Below are 12,293 nucleotides of genomic sequence, written 5' to 3'. Positions count from 1 at the left end.
TCCTCTTCAACCCGGACATTCCCGAAATGCATCGTCAACGGGAAGGGAAACCGCGGAATTCCTCAAGGCGTGACGACTTCATTCTGACCGCCAGTGCGTCACTGCCTACAACAGGATCTGACTGCATCAGGCAGTTACGGATGATAGTTCTCAAGGTAGATTATTCGCTCGATAGTTTGCCGTAAGACGCAATCACTAATGATAACCTCGTCTAACGTCCCTCCCACGTCATCGCCTCGATCTCGACGGCATCCCTCTTTCTTGGAAACGATCCACTTGCGTTCAGATTCTCGCAAAACCGATTTCTTCGCGGGATTTAACCGTAACATAATCATCTTATATGCTTGGTTTAGCCGATCATCCTGACGCTGAATTTCGGCGTAATTGCATGCGGTGTTATCATGATCGGTATTTCCCGCAGCAGTCGCTGCGGACATGCAAGAACGGAACTCGCGAGAGTATCGATGGGCAGGATCAGAAGCCGCATAAGCCGGCATCACAGCTCCGGCAGCTGCGATTACCACGATCATTGCATACGTCCGCATTTTCGTCCTCAAACAGCAAGATGCAGTGAATCTACGTTCCGTATCGCGCTCGACTGAACGTATGTCTATTCCCGATTAAGCATCCCTCGCGAGGAAGCCGGCCCGAGCAAAAACGCCGACTTGCAGTCATTCCGAGAGACCCGCTACGCTAGTAAAATGGCACTGCATCCTGATGTTGCTCGGCTCGCTGGAACACTCGAAGCAATGGTGACATTGCTAAAGCTGCACGGTGACAACGGATGGGCCGAGAAGGTTGAGCGGTGTAGATCGAGTATCGCACAATCCGATTATCACGGCGTCGATCGACTTTTGCGTCTCTACGGTGGAATGGGATCACTGAACGACGTGGTTCTGCAATCCGGTGGAATTGCCCCGGCAGAAGACAATGAGAGGTTTAACGCGCTTCGAACAGATGCTTGGAAACAGGTGAATGCACTGGCGCGAGACAGAGCGCGCGATGACGGTAACTAACCACCCAACCCGGCCATTCCCGAAATTCGATCGATACCGAGAACGCCGATCCCTTCCCGGCAGCCGTTCCTTTGTGGGAAGCTGACCTTGGCGACCCTACCGTCAGCGATTATTGACCGTCATTAGCAGGGCGGAAAAGCCGGATAAATGATGGATATGGATCGGGAAGAGGCATGTGCGGCCATATCGGTGCCGGAGAGCCTGTCCGCACCCTTGGTTGGGTATGAATGGGAGCGAGATAACGTCGGGGAGTCAGGCGGTGCCGTTTACCGGCACTTGGGGACTAGGCGATCCCAGCTTTTCAAAGGCGTCATGTCGGTATTGACGTCGCTATAAGGCAGCTTATTATGGCACCTGTTGCAACGCTATAAGGTGCTTTATGGGGATTCAGGATACCGCGAAGCGGATGCGTGAGCTTGCGGAAAACGCGAAGGAAAACGAGAGGGAAGAGGTATCAGTCACCTTTACTCCCAAGGATATTAAGGCGGTTACAGGATGGGACAGGACGTCAGCTCGGCGCGAAATGCAGCTCGGTGACGAGCTTAAGTCAAAAGGCTGGGGACACAGAAACCCGAATGGAACCTTCACCGTATTCTCTGGTGATGGGTGGAGATCTTTATCATTCTCCGACGCGGTAAACGCTGAGGCTGAGCTACACGAGTAATCTTCTCAAGAGCCACATCAGGCTTTTGCGAGCAGCGAGATTAGAAGGGTGCCAGTGAGTGATAGCACCGACCAGCTATTCCTGATTTCAGCCATTCCTGATCATCGATCGAGAGAGTTACCAAAGCCCACAAATATTGGACATCGGCCGGTGTCACGGCGGGGATCTACCTCGGTCTCGCGCTATGCGGCCACATGGCGGGCGATGAGTTGGCCGCTTCCGTTAAAATGACGATGGAATATGATCTAAAGCCGCCATTCGGCACCGGTGATCCGCACAACGCGCCCGCGGATCGCCAAAAGATCGTGACGGAAGTTCTACGGGGATAGGTTGATCGGTCCGGTAGCTTTGCACTGCCGGATAACGGCTACCGGGCCGATGACACCAAAACAGCCTTATTCCCGAAATTCGATCCCGATCGGGAAAGCCGGATCGGTACAATTCGGTCATGCGGGCAGAGCCTCCCTTCGCCGAAAGCGCCGTGCGTTTGCGGCGTGGAGGAAACGATGGCCCCGTGCCCGGCATTACGGACAGTGCCCGATCTAACGTTTGCCGGCTTCCCTACCGGCAAGGCCAAGGCCGCGATGGTCGAAGCCGTGGAGTTCGCCATCTGGCGGGCGTATTGATCTGCATCGGCTAGCGAAGTTTTAAGTCTCCCTGCCTTAGCGTTCGCCGGTAACGGGAGGGCGAGGGATGTTGAGACTGGCCGCAGCAGCTCTGCTGATCATGGGCGTTGCCTGGGGCGCGCACGAGTTCGCCAAGCGCGACAACCGCCACTATTGGCCCGTGGAGGCCAGCATCTCACGAATCGTCCGCAGCTGTACCTTTATCGCCGACGAGCCGGATGGCTATGGTCCGATGGTGGCCGGGGAAAGCTGCGATGCGGAGCTCGAACTGCTTACGCCGTTGCGCGGCAATCGACCGGGTAATATCGCCGCCGAAGCATCGGTAACTGTCGAGTACAAGGATCCGGTGAGCGGTATCGACACGACCGGCGTGGTGACCGTCCCCAAGAGCTCGGACGAGTTCTTCACAATGGACCGGGGCAAGGCAATGACCGTGCTGGTCGACAAGAATCAACCCGGTCACTTGATTTCTGCCTACGGTCGTTGACGTCGGTGCCGCTCACGCGAGTGACGAACCAATCGAAGTAGATTGCGCACGAGGCGCGCGTACCCACTCGCCACCGACCATCACGCACGGCAATTCTCAAATTACCATCCTCAATCGGGAATGTCGGCACTGGCTGGGCAGTGGCGGTAGAAGGTCGGTGTCGGCCGATCGTCGGTTTAGGCCATCGGTTTGGAACTTAGTGCCTGATATTAGGTGGTGAAGCTGGTGGAGCGGGAGAGCGCGTCCCATTCGTCACGCTCGACCTTCATGGCGGCGAGCTTCTTGTCGACCAAGCCTAGCGCGTCCTCGCCCAGGAACAGGCGCGTCGGAGGCGTGTCTGAGGCTACGATCGTGAGGAGCGCCTGCGCCGCCTTGGCGGGATCGCCCGGCTGATTGCCGCTCTTGGCCTGCCGCGCGGCACGGATTGGATTCATCACCGCGTTATAGTCGGCGATGCTACGCGGCGTGCGATCCATCGAGCGGCCGGCCCAGTCGGTGCGGAACTGGCCAGGCGCAAGCGCGGTGACGCGGATACCGAAAGCGGCTACTTCCTGGCCCAGCGCTTCCGAGATTCCCTCCAGCGCAAACTTGCTCCCGCAATAGGACGTGATGCCGGGCATGGTGATGAATCCGCCCATCGAGGTCACGTTGACGATGTGGCCGCGACGACGCTCGCGCATTCCCGGCAGCACGGCCTTGATCATCGCAACTGGTCCGAACACGTTGGCGGCGAATTGACGCTGGAAGTCATCGATCGACGCCTCCTCCATTACGCCTTCGTGGCCGTAGCCGGCGTTGTTGACGAGGACGTCGATCGGGCCGACGCGCGCTTCCATGTCAGCAACTGCAGCGGGGATCGCGCCGTAGTCGGTGACGTCGAGGACGAGTGGGTGGGCACGATCCGGAGAGAGCGCCGCGAAGGCGTCGGCATCGTCCTGCCGCCGCACTGTGCCGATCACACGATGTCCGCCATCGAGCGCGCCCAGCGCAAAGGCGCGGCCGAGGCCGGAACTGACGCCGGTGATGAGGAAGGTTTTGCTGCTGGGCACGTGACGACTCCACTAGATTATTGTCTATATCATGATATAGATCTCTGATGACGCGTGACAAGCCCGATCGTTCTCAGCCGGCGCGCGGCGAACCCGTCCGCCAGCGCGTGCTCGATGCAGCGGAGCGGCTGCTGAACGATGGTAAAGCCGAGTTCTCGATGCGCGACCTGGCGACCAAGGCCGGGGTCAGCTTTGCGACGCCGTTCAACCAGTTCGGCAGCAAGGCGGCGATCATGCACGCCCTGTCCGGACGCCGCATCGACACGATGACCGAGCGCTTCGCCGCCTTGCCGCACCCCACCGACATCGCAGCGCGCGTTGCCTTGGCGGTTGAGACCGCCGTCACGGTGATGCTGGAAGAACCGGCGGTGAACCGCGCCGTGATGGGCTGGATGGGCACGGGCGGACCGGCTCGAGGTGACGCCCTGGCGCGGTCGCAGGCATTGTGGGCGCTCGCGCTCGACCTTGGTGACGGGAATACGGAGGCGGTTGCGAGCGATCTTGCGCGGCACCTGGCGCTCGCCTTCCGCGGCGTCCTGTCCTTCTGGTCGGCGGGTGAGCTTGCCGACGAAGCGCTCGGTGTCGCGGCGCTCGACATCGCGGGCGCCCTACTGTGATCGTCACCGGACAGATGTCGGCGCCCAAGATTCAGTGTTTAACCCGGCAAAATCGAGTGAGGTATGCCCACCTGCTAAGGGAGCCGTTCATGAGGGCAGAATGCCAGTGCGGCCAGTCGACCGTCGAGGTCCCAGCCTTACGTCCGCCAGCGTCGCATACCATTGCATCACTCGCCAGCGCCGTACCGGGTCACCCTTCGGGTTGATGGCCGACTACCACACCGATGGACTGACCTTCGTGGGTGACGCTAGTTGCTACCAGCGCCCGACCGATGACGGGAATACGTTCGAGATAATCTTCTGCTCGACATGCGGTTCGACCGTTGATGCCCGCGCCTGCAAGCACCCGGCCATGATAGGCGTCGTTGTAGGAGCCATCGCCAATCCCGAGTTTCAACCACCCCTGCGATCTGTGTGGGAACAGACGATGCACCGCTGGATCACGATGCCTGGAGATGTCCCGCACTTCTCGAAAGTGCGGGAATAACTTTCCCGAAATGCGATCCCAGTGGGAAAGCCCTGACCGTCTCGGTCGTAGTTGCTTTCCGAGAAAGCTCCGGCCACCTCAAGCACCGTTCGATGTTGGAAATTTGACAGCGGAAGCAGTTAGTCGCGGAAGGCCCTCACGATCCGGCTGACCCCGTTTGACAATGCGAGGACCCTCAGGCTTGGGCTTGACCAAACGCAGTTCGGGCCGCGCGGCCTTCGCATCGGCAGCATCGTTCGTATGTCGCATCACGAACGGCTTCACATAGCGCGGCGCAACCAGCTTCACCTCAGGATTTTGCCCAATCATCCTTCGATGCCAGTGACGAGCGCTGCAACTCTCGGCAACAGCAATAAGCGATGCAACAACCCTCCATCGTGACCAAAGCAAGAGCCGACTGACCATGAACTTAAACAAGCTTGGCAGGAAAGCTTGTTGCGATAACTTGGTCGTCCGGTCATCGATGCCGTGTGAGTCTGAAACCCCCTCCGCCAGATCTACGCCTATCATGGTTTCGCTCGTGATATTCGCCGTGAGCTTCATTAAGCTTGAGCGATTCCCTTGAAGGATGCGATGCCGTCCGGGAGAGCGACAACCACCCCATCTGGTTGTTCAGAGCTAGAAGATGACGGTGGCGCAGAGCGCGATAGCCGTACTCGTCGCCGTGCTTCTCAAAGAAATTTGACATTAACCTTGGTGTTCTGGCCCGTCGCAGCTTTGAGATCTGCATATCTCGGCTGATTGTCAGCGACTCGTGTACTAGTAGCGAACGACACGGTAGAATCCAAGAGGGGTATGCGCCATCACCCCCGGTGGTCTACTTTCATTCGATGAACGGGATAATCACAAAGCAAAATTCGCCGGAGATGATTCGGTTGATGCGGGGACGACGCGCGGCGTACGCGAATGCCGAAGTCTGGCAACAACTTCAGATCGCCGTCGTCGTAGCTCTTCCCGCGCTCGGCGCCGCGGTTGGTTTGGCTCTACCGGAGATACGGCCATGGGTTGCCGCAATCGCGCTCGTCGCCACATTGCTCGACGTCTGGTTCCTGGATCCGATGCAGAAGACAGCCATCAAACTTGCGGCCCGCATCTCCGAGATATTCGACTGCCACGTTCTGGAATTACCTTGGAACGAGTTCGTAGTCGGCTCGAAGCCAGATCCCGAACTCATCGAAACAAAATGCGCCGCTTTCAAAGGTGATGAAGAAAAGCTGCGCGGGTGGTACAAGCCGATCGAGATCGCGAACGCCCCATTGCCGCTTGCAAGGATCATCTGCCAACGGGAAAACCTCTGGTACAACGCCGGCCTGCGCCGTCGAGCGGGGGAAGTGCTGGCAGCCATCGCGGCGTTCGTCGCCGTGACCGCCTGCATCCTCGGAATGGTGAACGACCTATCGATCGCGGAGTTCGTCGTCTTTCTCGCTGCACCCTCGTCACCGGTCATATTTTGGGCACTGCGTGAACGTGTCCGGCAGAGAGATGCAGCCGATGCGCTAGAACACGTGAAGGCAGCCGCCGATCGCTTTTGGAAGGTCGCATCATCGGAGGGCTGCCCTGACGCGGAGAGCGCGGCAAGGTCGAGGGAATTCCAAGACGCCATATATCTTCGGCGCGCGCTGAGCGCTTTGCCGCTCCCCGTAATCTACCGCGTGCTACGTCCGACAATGGAGCGAACTATGAAGGTCGGAGCCGCCGACCACTTGCGACAGATCGGCGTGACGGTTTCGTTGATATGACGATAGCATGCCGGCGGAACAACGGACGGTCGCGACGGTCTCTGCCGCCCAATAGGGAAACGTTCGCGCCGCGCAGATCGGCAAAAAGGAACGAAGCGTTGCGTGCATGGGCTGCGACCCATGAGAGTTTCTAGATCTGCCTTACGAGAACGATTGGTTGCGAGCGTGTGGTCGACAGGTTCATTTTCGATTATTCCGTTCTACGAGGCTTTTGTCCAAATAGTCGTCACCGCGCCTTGATTGTTCAAATGGTCTCGCCGATGCATCGTGCATGGCAAAGATGCGCACCCGACGAGGGCGGAACGGACCGCTCGACGACTACAACCTAGATGAGAATTGGTGGCAGAGTTCGGATGTCAAAACCGCTCGTCCAGCGGTTGGGGGCGCCGTTTACGGAACAAATGACACTCCCGTGGTCGTCAAGCAGTGGCCTCGCAAGAAGAACGTCGAAGATGCCGTTTTGCGGGAGATATGGCACGACGAGGTGCGGCAGCTGAACCGGCTGAAGGGACTGCCCCGGGCGTCCGCCTTTCTGGCGACCATTCGCGACTCGTTCGAAGACGAGTTCGCCTTCACCCTGATCCTCGATTGCGGCGACCGCGTACCGCTCGCTGAGCGCATCGGTACCGGGCGCGGACGCGGCTGGCTTGCAGCTCCGCGCTCGCTCGGCAGTCGCATTCGCCTGTGGGCAGAGGTCCGCCGTCTCTCGTGCGCGATCGGCATCCTCCACGGTCAGGGGCTCCTGCACCGAAACATCGACGCATCAGCAGTCATGACCGGCGGCGAAGGCGAAGCGGACTTCCTGCTGACGGGCTTCGAATGGTCGATGCGACTGATCTCCTCCGCGTCGCCCCGGCGAAGCAGAAGCGAGGGCGCGGTCCATTCCTTCTACGAGGACTGGCGGGCACTCGGGCATCTGCTTGCGCAGGTTCTCCAGATACCGTCGTCGTCTAAGCCCGGCGAAAGGTACCGGACGGATCCCTCTGCAAACATCGACTTCCTGACCGGACCCGAGAAGGATCTGCTCCGAACCTTGATAGCGGCGGATCCGCTGAGCAGATTGGACGCCGACGTCGTCGCCGAACAGCTCGACCTGATCACACCCACGCTGGATCAGCAACGACAGGGCACGGATCCGAAGCTCGTGTTGGCACTTCGTCTGGATGAGATGGGAGATTTGTCCAAGGCGCTGCGCCGGATCAGTGGGATGACGATCTCGCTCACGGACTACGAAGGGCAGAAGCGTCTGGTTCGCGAAGCCCTGCTCGAACGTCCGACGCTCGTAAAGATCAGCTCTAAAGGCGGTTTGGATCAATATCAGCTCAGTTGCGCGCGGTTCGTCCTGCCCGTGACCGCCATGGCGGCGAGTCGGGGAGGCGAGGCGACATGGTCCGTCGCGGAATGCCGGACGCTTCTCGGTGAATTGCCGCCAGCCGCCCTCGTGGAAGGGACGGGATCGCTCGAAGGGTGGGAGGTCGAGGTCACCGACGTCGGCGACGCGCGGCGCAGGATACCGAGACTTCAGGGGAAGACCACGAAATGGGACGCGGTGATCCGATCACCGATCAGAGATCCTCTAGCCATGGCCGTCGAGAAGGGTGGGCCGTATGCAGCGGCGATCTTGGTCCAAGCCATCGACATGCTGTGGCGTGCCACACAGATCTGGCCGGTGCGAAGAACATCGTTGGAGGACGACGGATCGATGGTCCATTTGAGGGTCGAAGGTCGGGATGACCGGATATTGGGAGCGCTGTCCGATGCACTTGGGATCGGACGACCGGCGGCACGGTTCCTACGAGCCGTCGGTGAAGAGGCGATTCGCATCGATGGTGAATGGCAACTCGTTTCGGAAGCCACGATGGGGAAAGTGCGAGGACAAGCAACTTCCTGGAACTTCGTCCAAGTTGAGCAGAAGGAGGCTGAAACCCGTTATCTTTTCCAGGCTCCCTCCGGCAGATCAGGCCTGCAGCTTGATGCCGATCTGTTTCTCAGATTGGGCGGTGGTGGCGACGATGCTCAGACCGAACGTCGCCTGTCTATTCTGAAGTCGCTTGGGGAGCATGGTGAGCTGCTCGACATGATCGCCGATCCCACCGAGGGACGACGTCCGTCCCGCGATGATCTGGGAGCCATCGAGGAACTCCGGGACGAACTGGACGCCTCCAAGTTCGGCGCTCTTGAAGGCGCTTGGAGCGACTTGCCGCTCTACCTCGTCCAGGGACCGCCGGGGGTCGGAAAGACCCGACTGGTGCAGGGACTAGTCAGTCGCAGATTAGCCGCTGCGCCGATGGATCGAATACTGCTCTCGGCCCAGAGTCATTCCGCCGTGGATCATCTTCTCGAAGAGGTGTCGAAGAGCATTGCGGACACCGTCGGCGGCGGTAGTGGCCGGATTCTGCCGCTACGTTGCAGAGCCGTCGAAGCCGAAGCCAGAACCGACTGGGATCGGGAAATACAGGCATCGAGGATATCCGGTTCGCTGTCCGCCAGCGACCTCGTCAAGGCAGCTCGTCCATCGTTGCGGAGAAAGGCGGTGCGGCTTGCCGAGCGCTATCGGCAGGGCCGAGTCAAGATCGACAGGGACGAGGTGTCGGAGATGGAAACTGGAGGCGTGGCGGCTGGAGCGGACGAGTCCGGCATGGATCGCATGGATCGCTCGTTTGAAAGTCTTCTCCTCCGGTCGGCAAACCTCGTCTTTGCGACGACGAACTCATCCGACCTCGCGCGGCTACTGGAGCAGCGTGGCCATTTCGACTGGTCGATCATCGAGGAAGCGGGAAAGGCCACCGGCGTCGAACTCCTTGCGCCGATGATGCTATCTCACCGGCGCCTGCTCATAGGTGATCACCAACAGCTGCCGGCATTCGATGCCGATAGGCTGAGCGCGATCCTCGGCGACCCGAAGATGGTCAAGGCCGCCTTGGAGGCCGGATGGTCCGTCATCGTACCAGTGTTCCGTAAGCTTGACATGGAAGATGCGTTGGAGACCCTGAAGGAAAGGGTGGACGAGCGCCTGTGCGCGGAAGCTGTCGGTATGCTATCCCTGTTCGAAACCTTGGTAGTGCCCCACGTCATCAAGCGGCCGCAAAATGCGGAGGGTAGCCCCATCGGGCGCCAACTCCTCGAACAGCACCGCATGCATCCAGTCCTCGGCAAAGTGATCTCCGACGTCTTCTACGAATCGAAGATCGTCACCTCGCAATCGACCAGAGCGAGGTTCGCCGGGACCCCGCCGGTCTCGTCGCGCAATTCGGACATTCTGCCGGACCAGCCGTTGGTCTTCATCGACACGCCCTACGTCCAGTCGACCAAGGGTGCATCGATTCCCGAGAAGAGACCGGCATGGAGTAATCCCTCGGAAGGGCAATTGATCATGCGCGCACTGCGAGAACTCGTGCCGACTCCGGGAACACGCCCGAGTCTTGCGATCCTCTCGCCGTACAGTCGCCAGGTCAAACTTCTCAAAGACCTCGTGTCGTCCGACGAGGAGGTGCAGAAAACTCTAGAAGGGTTCAGCCGAAAGCTGCCCGACTGGGTCGGCACCGTCGACTCGTTTCAAGGTAACGAGGCCGACGTCATTTTCATCTCGACCGTACGCAACAACGGTCGCACGGGGAGAACCGCGCTGGGCTTTCTCGGAGACCCCCGCCGGATGAACGTTCTTTTGAGCCGGGCGAAATGGCGGCTGATCATTGCAGGCAGCATCGATTTCCTCAAAGCCGCGGCGAGCGATACGAGCGCGGTGGAAACGACCGACCTCGGCTTCGTGCGCCGGTTCGTCGAAGCTCTCGCTCCCGCAGATGGCACCGTGTCGGAAGGTGTCCGGGTCGTTCCGTCTTCTGGTTTCGCGGGGACCGGTCGATGAGGATGATAGAATTCGCGCTGCCCGTGCTCGTCGGTACCGTAACCGTCCATGTCGCCAAGGGCCGCCGTTGGAGCGTCGTCGAGCATTTGCTTCTCGACGCGGTCTGCCGATTGCCACGCACTGCCGAGGACCTGGCCTTATCGGCGCAACTGCCGGAACGCATGGTGGTCGAAGCGTTCATAAACCTAATGCGGGCGGGTTGGATCGAACTGCGAGCCGAGGGGCGCAGCAGCGTTTTCGCGGCAACGGCCGGGGGCAGGGCAGTCGTCGATCAAGACGATCTCCCTGTCGTGACCCGACTGACGAAGAGGTCGGTGCGCTACGCGGTGGAGCAAGTAGGGGGATCTATTCTTCGCTACCGGGAACTGGACTTCATTTGGGCCGCACGCTTCGCGTCCCTGGACAACCGCGACGTACGTGTCATCCAGCCGGCGGCAAGGTTACCCGAACCACGGCAGGCGGATGTCGTTGCGTCCATGCTGCAGGAGGATGAGGAGTTTCGAGGCCTCGTGCCCAACACCGCCCGGCAGGGTAGTGGTTTCGCGCTGCTCAGTGTGAACGGCCAGAAGGTCAAAGGCCTTCCTACGGGAAGTTCAAGGCAGTTGAGGGATGCCGTCATTGCGGCGGCGGCGTCGCTTCCTCGGACCGGTGATGAGAAAGTCCGTCTACCTCCTGTCCCCCGAGCTTCCATTGCGATGCCCAACAGGCGGGCGACTTTTTCGAACGACGATCTCGTCGTCGGCGGTCCGGCGCACCGTGAACTCCTCGTCGGGATGATAAGGGCGGCGCGATCGTCTGTGGTCGTGCATTCGACATTTGTCGGCACCGGCGACTATCAGTCGATCGTGAAGGAGATGATGGTCGCGGCTCGCGACAAAGGGGTCAAGTCGGACATTCTTTGGGGCAAGGGCGACAGACCGGAGCAGGAGAACACGACGAGGGCCGCATGCGAACGCATCAATGCCGATGTGAAGACGGCCGGCTTGGATCAATTCATACGCGCCCACGCGTTTTCGACGGGATCCCATGCGAAGATGATCGTGGCCGATCACGGGCGCGGCGGCTGGGCCGCTGCGGTCGGTTCGTGCAACTGGCTGTCATCGGGGTTCACGTCGATGGAGGCGTCGGTCCGGCTGACGGATCCGTTGCTGGTGAGCGACGTCATGGAAACCCTGTCGCAGATGGCGCACCGGGTGACAGGGCTGAACGGCGGCGTTGCGGCAAGGCTCGCCGGAACCGCAGTCAACATCCGACGCCGTACAGTGCCCAGCTTGGCGAAGCGCGGAGAACTGAAAGTTGTTTTGGGACCCCAGCATGCGGAGTACGTGCTCGCGGCGCGCGACGCCGCTCGGCAGCAGATCGATCTAGGTAGCCACAAACTCGGTAGAAGTGCTCGGGCCTTGGCCTTGTCGCCAGCGGCTGCGGCGGTACGTGACGGACTCGTCGCCGCGCATCTATACTACGACGAATTGTCTGAAGGCGTATCCCATGAAGCGGCGGAGCGCCTCATCGAGGAATACGCCTCTGCGGGCGTATCGATCATTCCCGTCGGAGAGCCGAGGATGCACGGCAAGTTTCTGGCATGGGACGACGACGATCTGCTCATTACTAGTCAGAACCTTCTGTCCGCAGATCCGACCGACCCCTATGCCGAGGTCGGTATCGTCATCAAGGCCGTTGGCGTCGCCCGCAGCTTCAGGGAAAAATTCATAGGCAAGCTGGCTGCGCGACAACGGGCGTGAA

Annotated in this window: 11 protein-coding genes; 8 read left to right on the top strand and 3 right to left on the bottom strand. The window is 60.0% G+C overall.

The features are described from left to right. Positions 1-134: 134 nt before the first annotated feature. On the bottom strand, positions 135-437 hold the full coding sequence (locus U1708_RS20720) for a lysozyme inhibitor LprI family protein (protein ID WP_443030011.1): 303 nt from the start codon (positions 435-437) through the stop codon (positions 135-137). 264 nt (positions 438-701) lie between these two features. Between U1708_RS20720 and U1708_RS08170 the strand changes: the two genes are divergently transcribed. From U1708_RS08170 to U1708_RS08160, 3 genes are all read left to right on the top strand, one after another. After that, a complete protein-coding gene (locus U1708_RS08170) occupies positions 702-1,016 on the top strand; it encodes a DUF6966 domain-containing protein (RefSeq protein ID WP_332744512.1) in 315 nt (104 codons plus the stop codon). Positions 1,017-1,422: 406 nt separating this feature from the next. Continuing rightward, positions 1,423-1,680 (top strand): hypothetical protein, encoded by a 258-nt coding sequence (locus U1708_RS08165; protein WP_332744507.1) that lies wholly within the window; start codon positions 1,423-1,425, stop codon positions 1,678-1,680. Positions 1,681-2,373: 693 nt separating this feature from the next. After that, positions 2,374-2,793, top strand: a complete 420-nt coding sequence (locus U1708_RS08160; protein ID WP_332744505.1) for a hypothetical protein — start codon at positions 2,374-2,376, stop codon at positions 2,791-2,793. 209 nt (positions 2,794-3,002) lie between these two features. Here U1708_RS08160 and U1708_RS08155 read toward each other — a convergent pair whose 3' ends face one another. Next, entirely contained in the window at positions 3,003-3,842 is an 840-nt protein-coding gene (locus U1708_RS08155) for an oxidoreductase (RefSeq protein WP_332744503.1), read from the bottom strand. A 47-nt stretch (positions 3,843-3,889) separates the two neighbouring features. Between U1708_RS08155 and U1708_RS08150 the strand changes: the two genes are divergently transcribed. Further along, positions 3,890-4,459 carry a TetR/AcrR family transcriptional regulator gene (locus U1708_RS08150; protein WP_332744501.1) on the top strand — a complete coding sequence of 190 codons (570 nt, stop codon included), beginning with the start codon at positions 3,890-3,892 and terminating at the stop codon, positions 4,457-4,459. A 100-nt stretch (positions 4,460-4,559) separates the two neighbouring features. Beyond that, entirely contained in the window at positions 4,560-4,946 is a 387-nt protein-coding gene (locus U1708_RS08145) for a GFA family protein (RefSeq protein ID WP_332744498.1), read from the top strand. A 78-nt stretch (positions 4,947-5,024) separates the two neighbouring features. Here the strand turns inward: U1708_RS08145 and U1708_RS08140 are convergent, their stop codons facing one another. Next, positions 5,025-5,489, bottom strand: coding sequence for a hypothetical protein (locus U1708_RS08140; protein ID WP_332744496.1), 465 nt, complete (start codon positions 5,487-5,489; stop codon positions 5,025-5,027). A gap of 287 nt (positions 5,490-5,776) precedes the next feature. Between U1708_RS08140 and U1708_RS08135 the strand changes: the two genes are divergently transcribed. The 3 genes from U1708_RS08135 (at position 5,777) to U1708_RS08125 (ending at position 12,292) form a co-directional block, all read left to right on the top strand. Continuing rightward, on the top strand, positions 5,777-6,685 hold the full coding sequence (locus tag U1708_RS08135; RefSeq protein WP_332744494.1) for an S-4TM family putative pore-forming effector: 909 nt from the start codon (positions 5,777-5,779) through the stop codon (positions 6,683-6,685). Positions 6,686-6,956: 271 nt separating this feature from the next. Then, a complete protein-coding gene (locus tag U1708_RS08130) occupies positions 6,957-10,550 on the top strand; it encodes a DEAD/DEAH box helicase (RefSeq protein ID WP_332744492.1) in 3,594 nt (1,197 codons plus the stop codon). Beyond that, positions 10,547-12,292, top strand: coding sequence for a phospholipase D-like domain-containing protein (locus tag U1708_RS08125; RefSeq protein ID WP_332744490.1), 1,746 nt, complete (start codon positions 10,547-10,549; stop codon positions 12,290-12,292). Before U1708_RS08130 ends, U1708_RS08125 begins: the two co-directional genes overlap by 4 nt. Position 12,293: the final 1 nt, after the last annotated feature.

This window comes from Sphingomonas arabinosi, assembly GCF_036663715.1.
In the GTDB taxonomy this organism is placed as follows: domain Bacteria; phylum Pseudomonadota; class Alphaproteobacteria; order Sphingomonadales; family Sphingomonadaceae; genus Sphingomonas.
Note: the sequence above shows the minus strand (reverse complement) of the source record. Positions and strands in the feature narration are given on the sequence as shown.

Bases quoted from the DNA above. Each gene is read 5' to 3' on its own strand.
- U1708_RS20720 (WP_443030011.1), bottom strand. From the start codon at position 437: ATGTCCGCAGCGACTGCTGCGGGAAATACCGATCATGATAACACCGCA.
- U1708_RS08170 (WP_332744512.1), top strand. From the start codon at position 702: ATGGCACTGCATCCTGATGTTGCTCGGCTCGCTGGAACACTCGAAGCA.
- U1708_RS08165 (WP_332744507.1), top strand. From the start codon at position 1,423: ATGCGTGAGCTTGCGGAAAACGCGAAGGAAAACGAGAGGGAAGAGGTA.
- U1708_RS08160 (WP_332744505.1), top strand. From the start codon at position 2,374: ATGTTGAGACTGGCCGCAGCAGCTCTGCTGATCATGGGCGTTGCCTGG.
- U1708_RS08150 (WP_332744501.1), top strand. From the start codon at position 3,890: ATGACGCGTGACAAGCCCGATCGTTCTCAGCCGGCGCGCGGCGAACCC.
- U1708_RS08145 (WP_332744498.1), top strand. From the start codon at position 4,560: ATGCCAGTGCGGCCAGTCGACCGTCGAGGTCCCAGCCTTACGTCCGCC.
- U1708_RS08140 (WP_332744496.1), bottom strand. From the start codon at position 5,489: ATGAAGCTCACGGCGAATATCACGAGCGAAACCATGATAGGCGTAGAT.
- U1708_RS08135 (WP_332744494.1), top strand. From the start codon at position 5,777: ATGAACGGGATAATCACAAAGCAAAATTCGCCGGAGATGATTCGGTTG.
- U1708_RS08130 (WP_332744492.1), top strand. From the start codon at position 6,957: ATGGCAAAGATGCGCACCCGACGAGGGCGGAACGGACCGCTCGACGAC.
- U1708_RS08125 (WP_332744490.1), top strand. From the start codon at position 10,547: ATGAGGATGATAGAATTCGCGCTGCCCGTGCTCGTCGGTACCGTAACC.